This window comes from uncultured Salinibacterium sp. (assembly GCF_963974405.1).
Lineage (GTDB): Bacteria > Actinomycetota > Actinomycetes > Actinomycetales > Microbacteriaceae > Rhodoglobus.
Map to the genome: position 1 here is coordinate 732,125 of NZ_CAXBBH010000001.1, position 20,699 is coordinate 752,823.

Genomic DNA, 20,699 nt, shown 5'->3' on the forward strand with positions numbered 1-20,699 from the left:
ATGAAATCTGGCCAGAACGCGTTGACAGGGTTCTTTCAGGCTGAGAATATGGGTGCGCCGCAATCGGCCACCTAATCTAAGGAGCACTCCGCTATGTCAGAACCCACCCCTTACGCTGCAGCACCTGGTGGCGCACCGGTAGCAAAGTGGAACGTACTCTCCATCATTTCTTTGGTGGCGTCAATTATCTTTTTCCACCTTGTCGGCATTATCACGGGACACATTGCGCTCAGCCAGATCAAGAAGACTGGTGAGCAGGGCAAGGTTCTCGCGATTATCGGCCTCGTGCTCGGATACCTCGGAATTCTTGGCGTGATCATTTTCACGATCGCCGTAGTCGGCTTTGCCGCACTGGGCACCAGCAGCTACACCTACTAGATCGTTCTAGGCTTAGCAAAAAGGGCCAACGCACATGTGCGTTGGCCCTTTTGTGTTGAGGAACACTTGCTAAAGTGTGGGCATGGCTACCAATAAATCAGACGGTTCAATCCCGCCGATCACTTCGCCCGCCGCATCCTCCACGTCGGATGTTCCGCTAGCGAAGGCCACTCCGTCCGCGAAAAAGCCCGCAGCCAAGAAAGCGCCTGCCGCTACTTCGGCCGCGGCCGCAAAGTCGACTAGCGCAGCTAAGAAGCCAGCGGCGAAGGCTGCTGCTCCCGCGAGCGCGGCCAAGTCGAGTACGGCTAAGTCTGCAGCCGCGAAGAGCGCCGCCCCTAAGTCGCCTACCGCTAAGTCAACAACGGCCAAGGCTGCAACGACTAAGGCCGCCGCAACGAAGGCCGCCGCAGCTAAGACTTCTGCTGCCAAAGCTGCAGCAGAAAAGACTGCTTCAGCGAACGGCCCTGCTTCCTCGACGGCCCCCGCCGCGGCGAACGTTCCGGCCGCCGCAACTCCTCCGGCACCGGCCGTCCCGGCGAGCACTGCCGCGAGCGTTCCCCCGGTTCCTCCCGCTCCGTCTGCTGCGTCTGCTTCCGCCGCTAGCGCGGCCTCCGAAGCTACAGCTGCTCCGGTAGCTCCCGAAGCAGCTCCGGCTTCAGCCCCTACCGATCCTTACGCCGCAGCGAGCGGAACGCCGATTCCCGGCTACGCGAACGGTGGCACGCCGGGCCAAGCCCCCTACACTCCCGCTCCGGCAGGCCCCTCGCAGGGGCTGTCGATTGCCTCAATGGCAACGGGAATCGGAGGCGTCGTGCTTTCTTTCATGATGATCGGTTTCTTGCCCGGCGTTGCGGCCGTCATCATGGGCCATATGGCTCAAAAGAAGCAGCCCCATGCGCGACCGTTCTGGTTGACGGGGCTGATCACGGGTTATATCTCGGTAGCAATCGGTCTCGTTACCGCAATCTTCTGGGTGGGCATCATTGTGGCGATCATCGCCGCAGCTTCTGAAAGCGCTAACTACTACGGTTACTAGCTAGCGGCAGCTCACTCCGCGGCAGGGTTCACGCGCTGCGCGAGCAGCGCGCGGCGTTTACCGCCGACGCGGGTGAGGATAAGTGTTGCGCTGTTCTCGCCCTTGAGCGAGAGTGATGTTCGAAAAGTCGCGGGGTCGATATCGACCCCGCGCTTTTTGATTTCAAGAGTGCCTATCTTGCGGCTCGCGAGCTCCTTCTTGAGGGAGCGCTTGTCGAGAGCGAAATCGGCCACGATCTCGAAGCAACTCGCGAAAGGTGTCGCGACTGCGGCATCCGCGCTGAAGTAGGCGATGGAACTGTCGAGCATGCGCCCGTTGAGCTGGCGCACCAGATCCCCGATAAGCCGCGCTCGGATGACCGCTCCGTCTGGTTCGTAGAGGTATTTCCCGAGTTCTCCCGCAGCTTCGTCTTCGCTGTCGGCGCTCGCTGTCAGTTCTGCGGTGCCGTGATCGCCGATCACAAGAGCAGCGCGACGGATGCCTGGGCGGGCGACGGCACCGAACCAGAGCCCTAATTCGACAACGTCGCGCCCGACGGAAATCCACTGCGCTTCGGCGGCGTCGGGAATAAGGTCGCGGTCGATTCCCGGGCCCAGCTTTATGCCGGTGGGGTAGCGCTCGGCGAGACCGAAGGCGAAGTCGAGGGAGGGCGTCCAGTCGGCGGGATTACTGAGGCGTACCCGGGCATCGCGGCGGGCGGGATCGAGGTAGATACCGTCAATTCCCACCAGATCAGTCGTTTCTGCATGGCCGTGGATGACCTGCGCATTGTTCCATGGCGCGAGGTTGAAGCTAGCAATCGCGGCTGTTGTTTCGTCGCGATCAACGGCTGTTACGTTGAGCTCAAGGGCGGCCAGAGCAAGGGCATCGGCTCCGATACCGCAGCCGAGGTCCGCTACCCATTTCACTCCCGCGTGAGAGAAGCGGCCGGCATGCTGGGCAGCAACGGAGAGTCGAGTGGCTTGCTCGAGGCCGGCCTCGGTGAAGAGCATCCGTTCGGCGAATGGGCCAAACTTGCCGATCGCTTTTGTGCGCAATTTGGACTGACTGAGCACTGCCGCTACGAGATCGGGACTGTGCCCGGCTTTACGCAGCTCCGAGACAGTGCGCACAATCTCGTCACTGGAAGTCCAGGCTGGCAGTGAATCCAAGAGGCGGAGCCCTTCGGGGGAGAGTAGCTCGCGCAGTTCGCTCTGGTTCATTCTCTAACCGTATCCGCATCCGGATTGGCACTCACGTTGATCGAGTGCCAACCAAGCCGTATAGTTGATCTGGCACTCCTAGAGGGAGTGTGCCAGCCCAAGCACTTTAGAAAGAGGTCAAACGTGTCGGTGTCCATTAAGCCGCTCGAGGATCGCATTGTAATCAAGCAGGTTGACGCAGAACAGACCACCGCGTCTGGGCTCGTTATTCCTGACACTGCGAAAGAGAAGCCCCAGGAAGGCGAAGTTGTCGCCGTAGGTCCCGGTCGCATCGATGACAACGGAAACCGCGTGCCGCTCGACATCGCGGTCGGTGACAAGGTCATCTACTCCAAGTACGGCGGAACCGAGGTGAAGTACGGTGGAGAAGACCTTCTCGTGCTCTCGGCTCGCGACGTTCTCGCAGTAGTCGTTCGCTAACGCGAGACTCATTTCTCGTCCGCCGTTCGCGGCAGGACAGCTCGAAAGCCCAAGGCCTAGGCCTTGGGCTTTCGTCGTTTCTGGAGATGGGTGGCACGCAAAGTTCGGGGGAGGCCAGTGGCGTCAATCGCCCAGCGCCAGCCCTAGGATTTAGAAGTGACTTCCCCTTCGCCCACCACCGACCGAGTGTCATCCAGCGGTCTTGGTTTTGCTGTCTCCGCTTACGTGCTGTGGGGCGCAATGCCGATCGTATTTTTCTCCCTGCGCGAGTCCGGCGCGATCGAGATTGTGGCCTGGCGAATTGTGTTGTCGCTCGTCTTCTGTGCCGCTTTGTTGGTGGTGACTCGAGGCTATGCGCGTGTTCTGGCGATCATCCGAGACCGCAAGACCTTTTGGACGCTTGGCCTCGGAGGCGCCTTTGTTGTCGTCAACTGGCTTATCTACGTGTACGCGAGCCTCAATGGCCACGTTGTTGAGGCCTCGCTTGGCTACTTCGCGAACCCCATCGTTACGGTGTTGCTCGGGGTCGTGATCCTGCGCGAACGCTTGCGTCCCCTGCAGTGGGTCGCGCTTGGCATCAGTGCGTTTGCGGTCCTTGTGCTGTCTATCGGCTACGGTAGCTTTCCGTGGATCGCCCTCGGCCTTGCCTTCAGCTTTGGTTTCTATGGCCTGGTTAAGAAGAACGTCGGACGGAAGGCGGATGCTGTGGGCGGTTTGGCTGTCGAGACTGCCTTCTTGGCGCCGGTCGCGATGGTCGTCCTCATCGTGCTTCTCGCCAATGGTCAACTCGCGGCAGGCACCGCAGGCCCGGCACACCTCACTTTGACCCTCTTCCTAGGTGCGATTACAGCTATCCCCTTGATACTTTTCGCGGCGGCCGCTCGTCGACTCCCGCTCACCTATATGGGACTCGCGCAATACTTGGCACCGATTTTGCAACTCATCGTCGGCGTCTTCATTTTCCATGAGGCAATGCCGCCTGAGCGCTGGTTGGGCTTTGCCATTGTGTGGCTGGCCTTGGCAATTCTTACTTTTGACCTTTTCCGGCACTCGTCTCGCACTCGGGTCGGTTCCGCCGCCGAGGCCCCTGGCGCACCGTAGTATTCCTCTGAAGGTGTGCGATCGCCCGAGGTCTGCGCCGTGGGAAAGGTAGTGCCATGACGAGCTTTGACGTAACTCGACGTGCGATCGTTGCTGTGTCGCTCGTGACGGCTCTCGCGGCGTGCAGTTCTCCGGCTCCGCTCGCGACTCCGACAACGATGCCGTCTGACGCGGGTTCGTTTTCCTCGGCGACCCCTGCCCCCTCGATAACTCCCGCGGGCGACGGCATTATGCGCATCGGCACCATTTTTCCAACGACGGGCACGTTCTCGTTTCTGGCAGCGGCTCAGAAGGCTGGCGTTGCTGCAGCAGTGAAGGAGATCAACGCCGCTGGGCGAGTAAACGGTGAACCGGTCGAAGTCGTTGCAGTCGATTCAGGAGAGGCGAAGAAAACGACGGTGGAGTCAAACTTCAAGACTCTTGTAGCAAAGGACGTCGACGTTGTTATTGGCCCGTCGTCTTCCGTTCTTGCACAGCGTGCAATTGCGCTTGCGATGGATGCCAAGATTCCGGTGATCTCGCCCGCGGCAACGCTGTCGAGTCTCGATGACGTTTTCGATGATGGCTATTTCTTTCGCACGATTCCTGCGTACGACCAGCAGGGCTACGCTCTCGCTGAGGCGCTGGCAGGCGGCAGCGCTGCGAAGAAAATTGCCTTTGTTTACATAGCGGACGAGCAGGGAACGGCACTGCACGACACTTTCGTCTCGGCGCTCGCGGAGCGCGACACTGAGCTTGTTGCTGACGAGGTCTTCACCGGTAGTACGACAAATTTCGATGCGATTGTCGCGAACCTCAGAAAGGTCGAACCCGATGTGGTTGTGGTGGGATCGACGTACGACTCTCAGAAGGCAACTAGGGCTGCCATTGAGAAAATTACCTCTGCCGGTTTTAAGAGCTCAGCGCTGTGGCTCACTTCGCTGAATACCGGTGACTATTCACAAGCATTCAAGAACGGCACTCTCAAGGGCGTGCGTGGAGTGATCGAAGGGGTTCAGCCCTCCCGATCATTCATCGCGACGCTCAAGGAGACGAACCCCAAACTCACGAGCTATCGCTACGCAGCGGAAGCCTACGACGCAACAATGCTTGCCGTTCTCGCCGCAATCGTCGCTCAGGATGACGCGGGCGAAGCAATCGCCGGGACGCTCTATGACGTTTCTAAGGGAGGCGTTAAGTGCTTGAACTTTGCGGAGTGCCTTGAGGTGCTCAAGACCACGAACGACATCGACTACGACGGAGTTTCTGGTCCGGTCAACTTCACCCCCGAAGGTAATGTCGAGCCCGCATTCTGGGGCTACTACGCGTACAACGGCGAGAATAAGTTTGTCTACACGAGCGGCGCAATCTTCGGTTAGTTTGAGCGCCGCCTGTCTTGGTGACGCTGTTTCGGCGTCAAATTGGCTCTCCCGAGTTCGTTTTTTCAGGATTGCCCATTACCGTAACTATGCCGCTCTCTGTGTCGAGCGGTAGATAGGAGCGACTGTGATGACTTCCATTCCCGTTGGATCACCCGTGTCGCGCCGAGCCCGTCGTGGGTTCGCGACAGTTGCTGGCGTGCTCGCCGCAGTGCTCGTCTTGAGCGGATGCTCGGCTGAAGAGCCTGCAGAAGAACGTTCAGCGCCCAAAGATTTGACCCTCACGATTGGTGCGCTCGTTCCGGAATCCGGAGCGCTCGAAAAGTTTGGCCCGGCCGTTTCTGCCGCAATCGCTCTGGCGGCCCAAGACGTCAACGACGCAAACGCCAACCTCACGGTGAACGTGGAGACCCGTGATTCTGGAGACTCCACAGGAACTACTGCGGAAGACGCTGCAACAGAACTGCTTGCCGCTCGCGCCACGGTGATTATTGGCGGACTCTCGAACGGTATCTCGAAGAAAGTGATTGACAAGATCACAGATGCGGGAGTCGTGGAGATTTCTCCCGCCAACGATTCTCCTGATTTTTCCAACTACGACGATAGCCAGCTGTATTGGCGCACTTCGCCTTCGTGCGCACTTGAGGGCTCAGCCCTTGGCGCTGAGATGGCGGACCGAGTTGATGGCTCAATTGCGATCCTTTCCGAAGACGTTTTGTGTGGCGCGGTACTTCCCCGCTCGGTGAGCGAGACCTTCTTGCGCGGTGGTGGCGAGGTTCTTTACCAAGAGAGCATCGACGAAGACGCGACAGGTCTCGACGACAAGATCGCGGCAGCCATTGAAGCGAAGCCGGATGCGGTAGCCATCGTTGGTTCGAAGCAGGCGGAAAAGATCGCCAAGGCTTTCATCGCCGCAGGATACTCCGGCGACCAGTTGTTCTTCAGCGGACTTTCCTTGGGCGAGCGAGGTTCCGGATTCGCTGCAGGAAGTTTGACGGGGTCGATCGTGACGCATCCGGGACTGGACATCGCGACGATTTCAGATTTCACCGATCGACTGCTTGAGATCAATCCGAGCCTGAAAGATTTCAGCTACGCCGCTGAGAGCTATGACGCAGTCATCTTGGCCAGCCTCGCCGCTTTGGCTTCACAGAAGATCTCTGGAGAAGGCATCGCGAGCAAGTTGCAAGAGGTTTCTGGTGGTAGTGGAGATGGCGAAGTTGCCGTCAATTTTGCGGATGCCGCGAAGATCGTTCTCGACGGCGGCACCGTAGATTACGACGGTGTTTCGGGCCCAATAACCCTCAGTGACAATGGTGACCCACAGGGCGCCATCATCGGTATTTACCAGTACGGTAGCGACAACGTGTACACCCGGATTAAGTGAGAACGTTACGCGTTTCTCAATAGTCTACGAATGGTAACGATTACCAAGAGCGTTACAAGGCTGTAGTACAGACGTATTGTGCGGATGTGCCGGGTGGGCATAGCTTGACAGTGTGGCGACACGGTAGTGCCACATTTGATTCCTGAACACATTCGAAACGCAAGGAGCAACATGAGCGTATTCGCGAAGGCTACGGCCTCCCCATCGCGGTCCAAGCGGACCCTGTTGAGCGGTCTCGCAATCGTCGGTGCAAGCGCACTCGTACTGGCTGGCTGTGCAACTGACGGAGGGGAAACACCTTCCGGTAACGATGGTGGCGACCTGACGCTGAAACTCGGAACGGCTCTGCCCGTAACCGGTAACCTCGCATTCCTCGGCCCGCCCGAGATCGCTGGTACCGAGTACGCAGCATCGCTGATCAACGAAGCAGATGCCGGTATCACTGTCGACCTCATTCAGGGCGACTCCGGCGACACCGACAACAAGGCATACGAGACTGAAATTCCTCGCCTCCTCGGTGAAGACGTTTCCGCAATTCTTGGTGCAGCATCCTCTGGTGTTTCGCTTCAGTTCATTGACCAGGTTGTTGGCGCTGGAGTAATTCAGTTCTCGCCGGCAAACACCTCGGCCGCGTTCACGGACTACGACGACAAGGGACTGTACTTCCGTACCGCTCCTTCCGACGTTCTCCAGGGTGAGGTTCTTGGTAACTTGATCGCTGCCGATGGTCACGAGACCCTCGGAATGATTGTTCTCAATGACTCCTACGGAACAGGCCTTGCCAAGTTCACGCAGGAAGCATTCGAAGCAGCCGGTGGTGAGGTTGTTTCTCAGCCCACCTACAACACCGGTGACACCACGTTCGATGCTCAGATCTCCGAAGTTCTTGCTTCGGACCCTGACGCCATCGCGCTGATCACCTTCGAAGAAGTGTCGACCATGCTTCCGAGCATCGTCAGCAGCTTCCCCGCCGAAAACCTCTACTTCGTAGACGGTAACCTCGCGAACTTCGGTGACGAATTCGCTGCTGGCACCCTCACCGGTGCCAAGGGAACCCTCCCCGGTCTGAGCGTAGACACGATTGCTGACTTCACGACGGCACTCAATGACTTCTACGTTGGCACCGGACAGCCTGAACTCGGCGAGTTCAGCTACGCAGCAGAGTCCTACGACTCGGTAATCCTCCTTGCTCTCGCATCTCTCGCAGCCGGATCGACCGATCCTGCAGCGATCGCTGAGAAGCTTCAGGAAGTATCGGGTGGTTCGGGCAACGGCGAGAAGTGCACCTCCTTCGCTGACTGTGCTGAGATCATCAACGGTGGAGGCACCGCTGACTACGACGGCATCTCTGGTCCGATTACGTTCAATGAGCTCGGTGACCCCACCGAAGCGCAGATCGGAATCTACCAGTACGGCGAAGACAACACCTACAGCGCGTACAACGGCTAATAATTAGCCCAGTAGCGCTATGAGAAAGGCCCCAACCCTCTTCTAGGGTTGGGGCCTTTTTCGTGCGCCCAGAGCGGTGCTGAAACAATCTCAGGGTTATCTCCATCACACGACTGAACGTGAAACGGCATCAGGTAGCCCTGTGGGCTATTGAGTTGCGCCTGATGTCATCCATAGCTGTACCTGCGCATTACGACCGCTTAGAGGGGCGCTGAGGACCGCTGAGTGGCACCGCACCTCGTGGCACCGTGTCCGTGCGCGGGAGCGATGACGCCGACACACGTATCTGGGCCCGGAGTGACGCACGTGCGGGGACGCGAAAAGGCCCCATCCAGACGAATCCGGATGGGGCCTTGATCGATGCGGAGAAGCTAGGTTCCGAGGGTTCCGAGGTAAAGACCGATCACCTTGGGGTCGTTCAGCAGCTCACGGCCGGTGCCTTCGTAAGCATCGTGGCCCTGGTCGAGAACGTAACCGCGGTCACAGATCTGCAGGCAACGACGAGCGTTCTGTTCCACCATGATTGTGGTCACGCCCGCCTTGTTGATCTCCGATACGCGGATGAATGCCTCGTCTTGCTTGACCGGCGAGAGCCCAGCAGACGGCTCGTCGAGCAACAGAACGTGCGGATCCATCATGAGCGCACGAGACATCGCGACCATTTGACGCTCACCACCCGAAAGCGAACCCGCGCGCTGCTTGAGGCGCGATTTCAACTCGGAGAAGATGCCAGTGACGAACTCGAGGCGCTCGTCATAGATCTTCGGGTTCTGGTACAGGCCCATCTGAAGGTTCTCTTCAATGGTCAAGCTCGGAAACACGTTGTTGTTCTGCGGCACAAAACCAACACCGCGCGAAACGAGCTTGTTTGCTTTGAGCCCTGTGATGTCATCACCGTTGAGGGTGATCGAACCGCCGCGCACCTGCACCTGTCCGAAGATTGCCTTCAGCAGAGTCGACTTGCCGGCACCGTTTGGGCCGATAATTCCGATCAGCTCGCCGGGGTTGGCGACCAGGTTGCAGTCGTTGAGGATGTTTACGCCCGGGAGGTAGCCCGCAGTGAGGTCCTTGACGTGGACTACCGCGTTCTCGGTGGGGATAGCGTTCACTTGCCAGTCTCCTTGCGCTTAGCGATGTTCTCGTCGAGTTCTTTAACCTCGTTGGCGAGATCGATCGCGGCAGTGTTGAGGTCGCCTTCAATGCGGCCAGTGACCACACCAAGGTCGACATCCTGATGCGAACCGAGGTATGCATCGATGACCGCCTGGTCTTTCATAACCTGATCCGGTGGACCCTCAGCGACGACTCGACCTTCGGCCATCACGATTACCCAGTCGGCGATGTGACGCACCATGTGCATGTCGTGCTCGACAAAGAGCACAGTCATGCCCTCTTCTTTGAGATCGAGGATGTGGTCGAGCAGCGACTGGGTCAACGCAGGGTTGACTCCAGCCATCGGCTCATCCAGCATCACCAGCGTCGGCTGGCTCATGAGGGCGCGAGCCATTTCGAGCAACTTGCGCTGACCACCGGAGAGGCTGGCTGCAAAGTCGGATGACTTGGCGTCGAGCTTGAACTTCTTGAGCAGAACAATTGCTCGCTCTTCGATCTCGGCTTCTTGCTTGCGCCAGAGGCTCGGGATCATGCCGCGGAAGATGTTCTCCCCGATCTGATCCTTCGCGCCGAGTTTCATGTTCTCAAGCACCGTCAAAAGCCCGAGAGCCTTCGTGAGCTGGAACGTACGAACTTGGCCAAGTCGAGCAACCTTGTGCGCGCCCATGCCGGCGAGAGAGTGGCCGTCAAACGTCCACTTTCCTTCGTCAGGCTTATCGAAGCCGGTCAAGAGGTTGAACAGGGTCGTCTTACCAGCACCGTTGGGACCGATCAACGCAGTAATCGCATTGCGGGGGATCTCGACGTGATCAACGTTGACAGCCGTCAGGCCGCCGAAAGTGCGGCGGATGCCATCAGCGATGATGATCGGATCAACCTTGGCGACGCCAGGAACGATGTCCCCCTTGTGGAGCCCGGTTGTTTTTGCGCGTTCCACCGGCGCGGCCGGCATGTCGTTACTTGACAAAGGTCAGCTCCTTCTTGTTGCCGAGGATGCCCTGTGGTCGGTAGATCACGAGCAGCATCAGCGCCACACCCACAAGGATGAAACGCACCGTCTGCGACTGCGTCGTGGTCATGAACGGTAGGACGCCGATGTTGACCAGAGCAGGAAGCAGGTTGCTCAAGAGAGTTTGAACGCCCCAGAAGATCACGGAACCGATGATTGGTCCGAAGATCGTCGCGGCTCCACCGAGCAGTAGTGCGGTGTAGACGAAGAACGTCAGTGACGTTACGTAGACACCGGGGTTGACGGAGGCGGGAAGGGCGTAAATGATTCCGCCCATCGCACCGAAGACGCCACCGAGCATGAGCGACTGCAGCTTGTACGAGAACACGTTCTTGCCGAGAGCGCGCACTGCGTCTTCGTCTTCACGGATTCCCTTGATCACACGACCCCACGGGCTGCGCATGACAGCCCAGAGGATGAAGGCGGCAAGCGCGAGAATGGTGATTCCGAAGATTCGAACCCACCATCCGTTGGCGTTGTACTCCCACGGACCGAAGCCATAAGTGCCATCCGGAATGGGATTGAATGCGCGGAAGCTCGTGTGGTATCCGCTGAGTCCGTCGGCAGAACCGGTGTATTCGTCGAAGGTTGTCGTGAGGAACAACAGACGCACAACTTCAGCGGCCGCAATTGTGACGATCGCCAGATAGTCGCCGCGCAAGCGCAGCGTGGGAATACCGAGGATCAGCGCGAACACGAGCGAGCCGCCGATGCCGACGAGCATGCCACCCCACCACGGGAAACCGAAGGTGAGGATGGAAATCGCGTAACCGTAGGCACCGATCGCCATGAAGGCGGCCATACCCATGTTGAGCAAACCGGTGAAGCCGAAGTGCATGGCAAGACCGAGCGCTGCGAGGGCGTATCCGATCGTTGCCGGTGCAATCAGTGATGACCCGGTGTTGGAGAGAATTTGCAGAATATCCATGAGCGGCCCCTAACCTATTCTCTCTTTGCGACCCAGGATGCCCTGAGGTCTAAACAGCAGGATCACGATAAGCACGACGAGCGCACCCACATATTTGAGATCCGATGGGATGAAGAGGCTTGAGGTCTCGACGAGGATTCCGACGATGATCGAGCCGACTAGCGCACCGAATGCTGTTCCCAGTCCACCGAGGGTGACCGCGGCGAAGACGAGGAGCAGAATCTGTGCGCCCATATCCCAGCGGATGCCCGGACGGAAGTAAGCCCACAGCACGCCCGCGAGGCCAGCCATCGCGGCGGCAAGGATCCAGACGACGCGTACGACTTGGTCAACGTCAATACCGGATGCAGCAGCAAGAGACGGGTTGTCTGAAACTGCTCGTGTTGCTTTACCGACCTTTGTCTTGACCAACCACCACGCGAAGATGCAGATCACGACGATGCTGATGATCATGCTGATCATGTTGGTCTGGCTGAGAGATACCGATCCGAAAAGCGGAATGTCGGGGGAGTCAGAGCCGGGCAATTGCTCGGTTCCACCACCACGGAAGTACTGGAACGTGTAGCGCAGCGCGAGCGAAAGACCGATCGATACGATCATGAGCTGAACGACGCCGACGCCTTTCTTTCGCAGCGGTTTCCAAAGCCCGGCATCGAGAGACCACCCGAAGCCGGCGCTGAGGAGTACGGCAAGGGGTATCGCAATCCAAATGGGCCAACCGAGGTCGACCGACACTATGAGTGCCATCACCGCACCGAAGGTCACCATTTCTGCGTGAGCAAAGTTGGAGAGACCTGTGGTTCCGTAGACGAGGGAGATGCCGATGGCAGCAAGGCCGAGCATCAGCCCGAAGTTCACGCCGTTGACAATGCGCTCGACGAACTGGTCGAAGAAGCTCGTGACGTTGCGTTCACCACGACCGATAAAGAAGTTCATGACGGTCGAGCCACTCGGGCCGATCATCGCCTCTTTAACGTTCGGGGTGTCATCCTCGCCGGTTTCATCAATCACTGCGATGCCGTCGGGCAGTGTTGATTCGTCGAGGGTGACGCTGAATTCGTCTCCTTCGGGCACGCCGACTTTCCAGCGGCCCTCAGCATCCGTGGCTACTTCAACCTCATAGCCGCCACCAGAGACGGTGAGAAGTACACCCTCGAGAGGCTCGCTATTGAGCTTGACGTTGCCAATGATGCTGTTGTCGTATTCGTCGACGTTAACCTCGTCGGCCATGGCAGGCATGGCCATCAGAGAGAAGGCGGCAGAAAGAGCAACTATGAGTGCAACAAGCACTCCTCGTCTATTTTTCCGTCGCGTGCGGCGATAATCCGCTGTGTTCACAGGACCTCCAGGAAGGGACCCAGCCGGACTCAAGAATCCCGCGGGTTCTGATGTGTCGACGGCATTGACGACACCGGCCGATTGCGGTCCGACATACAAATGCTTGTCGGGTACAAAGCGGTGAAGCCATTATGCGGGGGAATGTTCTAGTGGGAAACCCGTTAATATTGATTGGCCGGAGATTTAACACAAGATCGCCGGTTTCACGCTCCCGCCGTAAGGAAGATTTAACATGGAACAGCCCGACCCCTTCGGCTTCGTCGGCCTCACTTATGACGACGTCATGCTGTTGCCCGGCCACACCGACGTAATTCCGAGCGATGCTGACACCAGTTCACGTCTTACCCGCAGAATCCGGGTATTTTCGCCCCTCATCTCGTCGGCGATGGACACTGTTACTGAGGCGCGAATGGCCATCGCGATGGCCCGCAACGGAGGTCTTGGGGTGCTTCACCGCAACCTCTCTATTGACGATCAAGCTGCCTATGTCGACAAGGTCAAGCGCAGTGAATCCGGCATGATTACCAATCCGGTAACAACTACGCAACAGGCGACTGTTGCCGAGGTTGATGCCCTGTGTGGCCAGTTCCGCGTCTCGGGTCTTCCCGTTATCGAAGAAGACGGAATACTCGTCGGAATCATCACCAACCGCGATATGCGATTCATCGAGCCAGACGAGATGGAATCCGTGCTCGTGCGTGACGTCATGACGCCGACGCCTCTTGTGACCGCCCCGGTGGGAATCGACCGCGATGGTGCTATCGCCATCTTGAACAAGCACAAGATCGAGAAGCTGCCTCTCGTTGACGAGGCTGGCAAGCTCAGCGGACTCATCACGGTCAAAGACTTTGAAAAGACTGATCAGTACCCCAACGCCACTAAAGATGAAGAAGGTCGACTGCGCGTGGGAGCGGCAATTGGGTTCTTCGGTGATGCGTGGGAGCGTGCGGAGCGTTTGCGCGATGCCGGTGTTGACCTCATCGTCGTCGACACAGCCAACGGCGAGTCCGCTGGTGTTATCGATATCGTCCGCCGTCTGAAGGCTGACTCGTCATTCGATGCGATTGACATCATTGGCGGCAACGTTGCCACTCGCGCAGGAGCCCAAGCCCTCATCGATGCCGGAGTGGATGCCGTCAAGGTCGGTGTCGGTCCTGGCTCGATTTGCACGACTCGTGTTGTAGCGGGTGTCGGAGTGCCCCAAGTTACTGCTGTCTATGAAGCGTCACTCGCGGCACGGGAGGCCGGCATCCCTGTCATCGCTGATGGTGGGCTGCAGTACTCCGGCGATATCGCTAAGGCCCTCGTTGCCGGTGCTGAAACCGTGATGCTGGGTTCGCTGCTTGCGGGAACAGACGAGAGCCCGGGTGATCTCATCTTCCTCAACGGAAAGCAGTTCAAGAGCTACCGCGGAATGGGTTCTCTTGGTGCAATGCAGACCCGCGGCAAGAAGACCTCGTATTCCCGCGACCGTTACTTTCAGGCCGATGTTCCCTCAGATGACCAGCTCATCCCCGAGGGTATTGAAGGGCAAGTGCCCTACCGTGGCCCTGTATCCACCGTCATGTACCAACTCCTTGGTGGCCTCCGTCAGTCGATGTTCTACACGGGAGCTCGCACGATTCAAGAGCTTCAGCAGAAGGGCAAGTTTGTGCGCATCACTGCTGCGGGCTTGAAAGAGTCGCACCCGCACGACATCCAGATGGTCGTCGAGGCGCCCAACTACCGCCGCTAGGCCGAGACGTCTCGGCGGTTGAAAACGAGGCCGCCGAGCACGAGCACGACCACGGATGCGCCAAAGATGACCGTGAGGGCGCCCCCATCAGCGCCCTCGCGCAAGGGCGAATTGCCGAACGCCCAGTGGTAGGTCGACACAGTGTGAAGCCACTCAACATCGGCGCTCTGGTTGCCGACCGAGTTCAGAACGTAGCCCAGCAGCGAGATTCCGGCTGCCGCGGCTGACGCGTACGATCGGCGACCGGTGATCGCTCCGACGGCGAGGCCGAAGCTGGCCGAGAGCACTGCCAAACTGAGCAGCGCCAAGCATCCACCGATTACATTGACCGTCTCAAGATCGATTCCCGACGAGTCATTGAGCGCAAGGATCAGCGTGGCGGACAGCGCGGCCAGCCAGACGAGCCGCAGGATCACGCCAAGGCTTCGTTCGATCATGACCTGCACGCGCGAGACGCCGTGCGCGAGGGTCAGTTCGAGTGAACCCGATTCTTCATCGCCCGCTATCGCCGCTGAACTCCAGAGCGTGGCGGTGATTGTGAAGAGGACGAAACCGATGAGGCCTAAGAACGTGGCTTGCACGTAACCCGCACCACTCGACAGGTCTTCGAACCCCAGGGTGCTGGCTAGGCCATCCGGGAGTGACTTGATTACCTCGTCGAAGCCCGCGTTATCGCCGGAGAACGATGAATACAGCGGCACGTAGAGCACGATTGCGCCAACAATTCCGATCGACCATCCGAGCAGTCCCCGCCACGAGTCCGCGAGATTTCGCCGCGTGAGTGGGAGGACGTTTCTACCCGTGCGTTTGCTCATTTGCGTGCCTCTTTCGAGTAGAGATCGATGACCGAGGATTCGAGGTCTTGCTCTTCGACGCGAAGGTCCACGACGTGGAAGGGCGCAATCGCCTTGACGAGGGCATCGATGTGTCCCTCGACGGTGCCCGTGACCTGAATCACATCCCCCTCAGTGATGGTGAGGTTGTCAAGCTGCGGCAGTGCAGCCAAGGCTGAGTGGATGCTCGCGGCCGAGGCATCCGTAAAGTCAACGACAACGCGGCGCACGGCACTCGCCCGCAAACTCGCGACATCGCCTACTTTCACAATCGCACCGTTACGGAGCACTGCGACCTGGTCGGCGGCACTCTGGATCTCGCTGAGCACGTGCGAACTGAGGAAGACTGTTTGGCCGTTGTGTTGGGCCTCGCGAACCATGCTGAGGAACTCTTGCTGCACGAGGGGGTCGAGTCCGCTCGTTGGCTCGTCAAGCACAAGAAGTTTCGGTTCGTGCATGAACGCTTGCACGAGTCCAAGTTTCTGCTTGTTGCCTTTGGAGAGTGTGCGGACGTGGCGGCTGAGGTCGAGCCCGAGGCGTTCAGCGAGTTCATGGATGCGGCCGGTGGCAACGGGACCGCTGATCTCGGCGTAGTGCTTGAGCAATGCTCGCCCCGTGACTCGGCCCTCGAGGAGCAGTTCTCCGGGGAGAAAGCCGATCTCGCGACGCAGTGCTGCACCGCCGCTGATCGGTGAGCGACCGAGCACGGTGGCCTCGCCCGAGGTGGGACGGATGATGTCGAGGAGGAGTCGCATGGTGGTCGTCTTGCCTGCACCGTTGGGGCCAATCATGCCGAAAACGCTGCCGGTTTCGACGGCAAGGTCCATGCTTTCGAGGGCGGTGTGGCGCCCGTAGCGCTTAGTGAGCGCGCGGGTTTCGATAGCGAGAGTCATGTGGGAGGCCGCAGCCTCGTCCTTTCGTGAAGTGAGTCATGGTGCAGTGATTAAGATCCGGTGGCGGTAGCGGTAGCGGTGGCGGTAGCAGCGGCTTGGCGCGTCGCGTCGAGCGCGGAAGTGTCCGTGTAGACACCGTGGGTATAGACCTCGACAGCGGCTTTGCCCATTCGGCTGAGGCTGTCGAGGCTGAGGTGCGCGCTGTTGAGGCTGCGCGCGATGTGGTTGTGAAGCGTGAGCATCGACAGGCTGTGAGTGACGAGCAGGACTGCTCGAGCGTGTTCGTCGTCGCTCGGATGCACGCTTCCGCTGGCTACTCCGTGCGCGAGCATGTCGAGGGAAAGGTCGACGAAGCGGTCGAAGAGATGAGCTCCCGCCTCCGAATCATCAGTGAAGAGGCGTCCTAGGTAGGTGAGCCAAGGTTCGTACGTCTCGAGGTCGGCGTACCACTCGTTGAGGGCTGCGCTCACGTCGCCGTCGCCGACTCCGGCCTTGCGGTGCGAGATTTCGGTGATGATGAAGTCATCGCACGCGGTCTTGAGCTCGCGCATGCTCCCGAAATGGTGGATAACGAGGCCGGCGCTGACGCCCGCGTGCGCTGCGACGGCCCGAGCGCTAGTTGATGCAAAGCCGGTGCGCCCGATGAGGAGTATTGCGGCGTCACGGATACGCGCTTTCGTGGTTGAGTCGTCTGCTCTTGAACGCATGTTTAATAAACTAAACGTACGTTCAATGATTGTCAACGGTGGACAGGTCGCACCCTACCGTCGGCGCGGTAGGCTGGAGTAGTGAATGATTTCGAGATTGGCCGTGCCAAACGCGCTCGCCGCGTGTACTCCTTTGATGACATCGCTATTGTGCCGTCGCGCCGTACGCGTGACCCTCGCGATGTCTCGGTGAGCTGGACAATTGACGCCTACACCTTCGACATTCCTGTGATTGCCGCTCCCATGGACTCCGTGGTGTCGCCAGCAACAGCAATTGCGATGGGCAAGCTCGGCGGTCTCGGAGTGCTCGACCTCGAGGGCCTCTGGACCCGCTACGAAAACCCCGAGCCTGTTCTCGAAGAGATTCGTAGTCTTCCCGCCGATCAGGCCACTGTTCGTATGCAACAGCTGTATGCGGAGCCGATCAAGCCAGAGCTCGTCGCGCAACGCCTCTCTGAAATTCGCGAAGCTGGAGTGCCCGTTGCCGGTGCTCTCAGCCCGCAGCGCACCAAAGAACTTCACCAGACCGTCGTGGATGCCGGAGTCGACTTGTTCGTCATCCGTGGCACGACCGTCAGCGCAGAGCACGTTTCTAAGACGAGCGAACCCCTCAACTTGAAAGAGTTCATCTATGAGCTCGATGTCCCCGTGATCGTCGGAGGCGCTGCAACCTACACGGCAGCACTCCACCTCATGCGCACGGGAGCAGCTGGAGTGCTCGTCGGCTTCGGGGGCGGCGCTGCAAGCACCACGCGCACGAGTCTCGGCATTCATGCTCCGATGGCTACAGCCGTTGCTGATGTTGCTGGCGCTCGTCGTGACTACATGGATGAGTCGGGCGGTCGTTACGTTCACGTCATCGCTGATGGCGGGCTCGGCACGAGTGGAGACATCGTCAAGGCGATTGCTGTGGGTGCGGATGCTGTCATGCTCGGCAGCACGCTTGCTCGCGCGACGGATGCTCCTGGTGGCGGCTACCACTGGGGTCAAGAAGCTCACCACTCTGAACTGCCGCGCGGCAATCGTGTTGAGGTGGGGCAGCTTGCACCTCTCGCCGAAATTCTGAATGGTCCTTCGACTCATCCCAATGGCCAGTCGAACCTCATCGGTGCGCTTCGCCGCTCGATGGCGACGACCGGCTACTCCGATCTCAAAGAATTCCAACGGGTCGACGTGGTCGTCGCGCCCTATAACACCCTGTAGGTACAACCGAGCGCTGCGCTCAGGCACAACGCCATACGCTGGAGGAGAAAACAATGGTCAAGCCCCGATCGATTGCCCCAAAAGCACCGCTGAGTGCCGAGCAGCGCGCAGCAGCTATTGCTGCCATGCGAGACACTGAGCTCGACGTTCTTGTGATCGGTGGCGGCATTGTCGGCACCGGTAGTGCTCTGGATGCCGCAACCCGCGGCCTGAACGTCGGCATGGTGGAAGCGCGTGACTGGGCTTCGGGCACCTCGAGTCGTTCATCGAAACTCGTGCACGGCGGCATCCGCTATCTTGAACAGCTCGACTTTCGCTTGGTGCGGGAAGCGCTCAAGGAGCGCGGTTTGCTCTTGCAGCGCCTTGCGCCGCATCTCGTAAAGCCGGTTCGATTCCTCTATCCGGTAACGAAACCGGTCTTCGAGCGCTTATATATCGGTGCGGGAATGTTGCTCTACGACCTTCTGAGCTACACGGGCGGTCGGCCTCCCGGTGTTCCTCATCACCGTCATCTCACTCGCGGCCAGATGCTTCGCGCAGCACCAAGTTTGCGCAGCGATGCATTCCGTGGCGGACTCACCTACTACGACGCCCAAGTCGACGACGCGCGCTATGTGTCGACCCTCGCACGCACGGCGAGTCACTATGGGGCTCACGTGGCAAACCGCGTTCGAGTCGAAGACTTCATCAAGGTGGGGGAGCGCGTCGTCGGTGTATTGGCCCACGATGTGGAGACGGGCGAGCGTTTCGAGATTCGTGCCAAGCAGGTTGTGAACGCGACTGGCGTGTGGACGGACGACACTCAAGCGATGGTCGGAGAGCGCGGCCAGTTCAAGGTGCGCGCGTCGAAGGGCGTGCATCTCGTTGTGCCGCGCGACCGTTTCCAGTCAAAGATCGGGCTACTTCTCCGCACGGAGAAGAGCGTTCTCTTTGTGATTCCGTGGGGTCGACACTGGCTCATCGGCACGACTGATACCGACTGGGATCTCGACAAGGCACATCCAGCAGCAACCGCCGCAGACATTGACTACTTGCTCGAACACGTCAATAAGGTGCTTGCCGTTCCGCTGACGCGGGCCGACGTCGAAGGCGTTTACGCAGGGCTACGGCCGCTGCTCGCCGGCGAATCAGACCAGACTTCCAAACTCAGCCGGGAACACATCGTGGCGCACAGCGTGCCTGGGCTCGTCGTCGTCGCCGGAGGCAAGTGGACGACCTACCGCATCATGGCCAAGGATGCCGTGGATGCCGCCGTCGATGCCCTCGATGGCAAGATTTCTGCGAGCATCACAGAAGATGTCGCGCTGCTCGGTGCTGAAGGGTACAAAGCGGCCTGGAATAAACGGTCTGTCCTTGCGCGCACCTACGGAGTGCACAAGACGCGCGTCGAACACTTGCTCAACCGCTACGGCGTGCTGGCGACCGAGGTGCTCGATCTCGTGCTCGCGACCCCGTCTCTCGCCGAAGCTCTGCCCGGTGCAGACGATTACATTGCGGCCGAGGTTGTGTATGCGGCGAGTGCCGAGGGTGCTCTCCACCTTGATGATGTGTTGGCTCGCCGTACTCGTATATCGATTGAGGCATGGGACCGCGGCGTCTCCGCTGCACCCGTCGCTGCTGAACTTATGGCGGGTGTTTTGGGCTGGGACGCAGCGCGAACCAGCACTGAAGTTGAACGCTACGTTCAGCGCGTTGATGCCGAGTTGGCAAGCCAGTTGGAACCAGACGATGAGTCAGCTGACAGGGTTCGCCTCGAAGCACCAGATATCGTTAGCCAGTGAGTACGAGCCATTCCCCCTTGACCGAGCCGGCGCACGCAACCGAGCCGGCGCACGCAACCGAGCCGGCCACGATGTGGCAGATTGCGCGTCGCCCCCGCTGGATTGGTGCGCTCATACTGTCACTCGCTATCGCCGCCAGTTTTGCGGCTTTGGGGCAGTGGCAGCTCAGTCGAAGCCTTGAGGGTGGCGAGATTACTGAACAACAGAGCGAGGCTCTTGTTCCGCTCGACTCACTGGCCACAGCGCAAGAACCGCTTTCCTACCTCACTACAGGGCGAGCAGTATCCGTCACGGCGCAACTTGTTGCCGGCGACTACGTGATCCTCTCCGGGCGCAACAACGACGCTCAGGGTATGGGGTACTGGGTCGTGGCACACGGGGTTGAGCCGAGCGGTGCAAGTGTGGCCATCGCACTTGGTTGGGCTGCGACTTCGGATGCCGCGGCATCCGCTATCGACCGCTTAGAAGCATCCCCTCCCGCGTCGTCCTTCACCGGGCGACTGTTGCCGACTGAGTCACCTCAACAGTCTGATTTTGAGGAGGGGGAGCGCACTGCTCTCGCGGTCTCGGAACTCGTTAATCTCTGGGCCGAGGTTCCGGCTGGCACCTATGGCGGCTACGTGGTCAGTTTCGAGGCGCCTGCTGATCTTGAGGCGATCGATTCTCCGCCGCCGTCGACCGAAGTCTCGATCAATCTGCTCAACGTGTTCTATGCGGTCGAATGGGTCGTGTTTGCTGGTTTCGCTGTCTTCCTCTGGTACCGCCTCGTGCGGGATGTGTGGGAAGAGGAACGGGAAGCTCCCACCCCTCACCCCGCCGTAGACTAGA

At 59.3% G+C, this 20,699-nt stretch carries 19 protein-coding genes; 11 read left to right on the plus strand and 8 right to left on the minus strand.

Annotated elements, in window-relative coordinates:
- Window positions 1–93: 93 nt before the first annotated feature.
- A complete protein-coding gene (locus AACZ26_RS03585; RefSeq protein WP_339619194.1) occupies window positions 94–378 on the plus strand; it encodes a DUF4190 domain-containing protein in 285 nt (94 codons plus the stop codon).
- A gap of 82 nt (window positions 379–460) precedes the next feature.
- Window positions 461–1,414, plus strand: a complete 954-nt coding sequence (locus AACZ26_RS03590) for a DUF4190 domain-containing protein (RefSeq protein ID WP_339619196.1) — start codon at window positions 461–463, stop codon at window positions 1,412–1,414.
- 11 nt (window positions 1,415–1,425) lie between these two features.
- Here the strand turns inward: AACZ26_RS03590 and AACZ26_RS03595 are convergent, their stop codons facing one another.
- On the minus strand, window positions 1,426–2,616 hold the full coding sequence (locus AACZ26_RS03595; protein ID WP_339619198.1) for an SAM-dependent methyltransferase: 1,191 nt from the start codon (window positions 2,614–2,616) through the stop codon (window positions 1,426–1,428).
- Window positions 2,617–2,739: 123 nt separating this feature from the next.
- Here AACZ26_RS03595 and groES point away from each other — a divergent pair, with 123 nt between their 5' ends.
- From groES to AACZ26_RS03620, 5 genes are all read left to right on the plus strand, one after another.
- The gene (gene groES, locus AACZ26_RS03600; protein WP_100388242.1) at window positions 2,740–3,036 is read left to right on the plus strand and encodes a co-chaperone GroES; all 297 of its coding nucleotides are present in this window, start codon (window positions 2,740–2,742) and stop codon (window positions 3,034–3,036) included.
- Between the two features lie 156 nt (window positions 3,037–3,192).
- Window positions 3,193–4,137 carry an EamA family transporter RarD gene (gene rarD / locus AACZ26_RS03605; protein WP_339619202.1) on the plus strand — a complete coding sequence of 315 codons (945 nt, stop codon included), beginning with the start codon at window positions 3,193–3,195 and terminating at the stop codon, window positions 4,135–4,137.
- A 56-nt stretch (window positions 4,138–4,193) separates the two neighbouring features.
- A complete protein-coding gene (locus AACZ26_RS03610; RefSeq protein ID WP_339619204.1) occupies window positions 4,194–5,495 on the plus strand; it encodes an ABC transporter substrate-binding protein in 1,302 nt (433 codons plus the stop codon).
- 130 nt (window positions 5,496–5,625) lie between these two features.
- Entirely contained in the window at window positions 5,626–6,882 is a 1,257-nt protein-coding gene (locus tag AACZ26_RS03615) for an ABC transporter substrate-binding protein (RefSeq protein WP_339619206.1), read from the plus strand.
- 171 nt (window positions 6,883–7,053) lie between these two features.
- The gene (locus AACZ26_RS03620; protein ID WP_339619208.1) at window positions 7,054–8,331 is read left to right on the plus strand and encodes an ABC transporter substrate-binding protein; all 1,278 of its coding nucleotides are present in this window, start codon (window positions 7,054–7,056) and stop codon (window positions 8,329–8,331) included.
- A gap of 371 nt (window positions 8,332–8,702) precedes the next feature.
- Here the strand turns inward: AACZ26_RS03620 and AACZ26_RS03625 are convergent, their stop codons facing one another.
- The 4 genes from AACZ26_RS03625 to AACZ26_RS03640 are packed head-to-tail and all read right to left on the minus strand — an operon-like array spanning window position 8,703 to window position 12,671.
- Window positions 8,703–9,440: an ABC transporter ATP-binding protein gene (locus tag AACZ26_RS03625; protein ID WP_339619210.1), complete on the minus strand. Its 738-nt coding sequence runs from the start codon at window positions 9,438–9,440 to the stop codon at window positions 8,703–8,705.
- On the minus strand, window positions 9,437–10,396 hold the full coding sequence (locus AACZ26_RS03630) for an ABC transporter ATP-binding protein (RefSeq protein ID WP_339620623.1): 960 nt from the start codon (window positions 10,394–10,396) through the stop codon (window positions 9,437–9,439). The genes AACZ26_RS03625 and AACZ26_RS03630 overlap by 4 nt, the downstream gene beginning before the upstream one ends.
- Window positions 10,397–10,400: 4 nt before the next feature.
- Window positions 10,401–11,381, minus strand: coding sequence for a branched-chain amino acid ABC transporter permease (locus AACZ26_RS03635; protein WP_339619212.1), 981 nt, complete (start codon window positions 11,379–11,381; stop codon window positions 10,401–10,403).
- Window positions 11,382–11,390: 9 nt separating this feature from the next.
- Window positions 11,391–12,671: a branched-chain amino acid ABC transporter permease gene (locus tag AACZ26_RS03640; RefSeq protein ID WP_339619214.1), complete on the minus strand. Its 1,281-nt coding sequence runs from the start codon at window positions 12,669–12,671 to the stop codon at window positions 11,391–11,393.
- A gap of 280 nt (window positions 12,672–12,951) precedes the next feature.
- Here AACZ26_RS03640 and guaB point away from each other — a divergent pair, with 280 nt between their 5' ends.
- Window positions 12,952–14,454 carry an IMP dehydrogenase gene (gene guaB / locus AACZ26_RS03645; protein ID WP_339619216.1) on the plus strand — a complete coding sequence of 501 codons (1,503 nt, stop codon included), beginning with the start codon at window positions 12,952–12,954 and terminating at the stop codon, window positions 14,452–14,454.
- Here guaB and AACZ26_RS03650 read toward each other — a convergent pair.
- From AACZ26_RS03650 to AACZ26_RS03660, 3 genes are read right to left on the minus strand one after another with little or no spacing between them, the layout of a single operon-like run.
- A complete protein-coding gene (locus AACZ26_RS03650) occupies window positions 14,451–15,269 on the minus strand; it encodes an ABC transporter permease subunit (RefSeq protein ID WP_339619218.1) in 819 nt (272 codons plus the stop codon). The genes guaB and AACZ26_RS03650 overlap by 4 nt on opposite strands.
- Window positions 15,266–16,180 (minus strand): ABC transporter ATP-binding protein, encoded by a 915-nt coding sequence (locus tag AACZ26_RS03655; RefSeq protein WP_339619219.1) that lies wholly within the window; start codon window positions 16,178–16,180, stop codon window positions 15,266–15,268. The genes AACZ26_RS03650 and AACZ26_RS03655 overlap by 4 nt, the downstream gene beginning before the upstream one ends.
- Window positions 16,181–16,230: 50 nt before the next feature.
- A complete protein-coding gene (locus tag AACZ26_RS03660) occupies window positions 16,231–16,887 on the minus strand; it encodes a TetR family transcriptional regulator (protein WP_339619220.1) in 657 nt (218 codons plus the stop codon).
- Window positions 16,888–16,968: 81 nt separating this feature from the next.
- Here AACZ26_RS03660 and AACZ26_RS03665 point away from each other — a divergent pair, with 81 nt between their 5' ends.
- From AACZ26_RS03665 to AACZ26_RS03675, 3 genes are read left to right on the plus strand one after another with little or no spacing between them, the layout of a single operon-like run.
- Entirely contained in the window at window positions 16,969–18,090 is a 1,122-nt protein-coding gene (locus AACZ26_RS03665; protein WP_339619222.1) for a GuaB3 family IMP dehydrogenase-related protein, read from the plus strand.
- 53 nt (window positions 18,091–18,143) lie between these two features.
- A complete protein-coding gene (locus AACZ26_RS03670) occupies window positions 18,144–19,871 on the plus strand; it encodes a glycerol-3-phosphate dehydrogenase/oxidase (protein WP_339619223.1) in 1,728 nt (575 codons plus the stop codon).
- The gene (locus tag AACZ26_RS03675; protein ID WP_339619224.1) at window positions 19,868–20,698 is read left to right on the plus strand and encodes an SURF1 family cytochrome oxidase biogenesis protein; all 831 of its coding nucleotides are present in this window, start codon (window positions 19,868–19,870) and stop codon (window positions 20,696–20,698) included. Before AACZ26_RS03670 ends, AACZ26_RS03675 begins: the two co-directional genes overlap by 4 nt.
- The last annotated feature ends 1 nt before the right edge of the window (window position 20,699 follow it).

Coding starts and splice junctions, on each gene's coding strand:
- AACZ26_RS03585 (WP_339619194.1), top strand. CDS start 94: ATGTCAGAACCCACCCCTTACGCTGCAGCACCTGGTGGCGCACCGGTA.
- AACZ26_RS03590 (WP_339619196.1), top strand. CDS start 461: ATGGCTACCAATAAATCAGACGGTTCAATCCCGCCGATCACTTCGCCC.
- AACZ26_RS03595 (WP_339619198.1), bottom strand. CDS start 2,616: ATGAACCAGAGCGAACTGCGCGAGCTACTCTCCCCCGAAGGGCTCCGC.
- AACZ26_RS03610 (WP_339619204.1), top strand. CDS start 4,194: ATGACGAGCTTTGACGTAACTCGACGTGCGATCGTTGCTGTGTCGCTC.
- AACZ26_RS03615 (WP_339619206.1), top strand. CDS start 5,626: ATGACTTCCATTCCCGTTGGATCACCCGTGTCGCGCCGAGCCCGTCGT.
- AACZ26_RS03620 (WP_339619208.1), top strand. CDS start 7,054: ATGAGCGTATTCGCGAAGGCTACGGCCTCCCCATCGCGGTCCAAGCGG.
- AACZ26_RS03630 (WP_339620623.1), bottom strand. CDS start 10,396: ATGCCGGCCGCGCCGGTGGAACGCGCAAAAACAACCGGGCTCCACAAG.
- AACZ26_RS03635 (WP_339619212.1), bottom strand. CDS start 11,381: ATGGATATTCTGCAAATTCTCTCCAACACCGGGTCATCACTGATTGCA.
- guaB (WP_339619216.1), top strand. CDS start 12,952: ATGGAACAGCCCGACCCCTTCGGCTTCGTCGGCCTCACTTATGACGAC.
- AACZ26_RS03650 (WP_339619218.1), bottom strand. CDS start 15,269: ATGAGCAAACGCACGGGTAGAAACGTCCTCCCACTCACGCGGCGAAAT.
- AACZ26_RS03655 (WP_339619219.1), bottom strand. CDS start 16,180: ATGACTCTCGCTATCGAAACCCGCGCGCTCACTAAGCGCTACGGGCGC.
- AACZ26_RS03660 (WP_339619220.1), bottom strand. CDS start 16,887: ATGCGTTCAAGAGCAGACGACTCAACCACGAAAGCGCGTATCCGTGAC.
- AACZ26_RS03670 (WP_339619223.1), top strand. CDS start 18,144: ATGGTCAAGCCCCGATCGATTGCCCCAAAAGCACCGCTGAGTGCCGAG.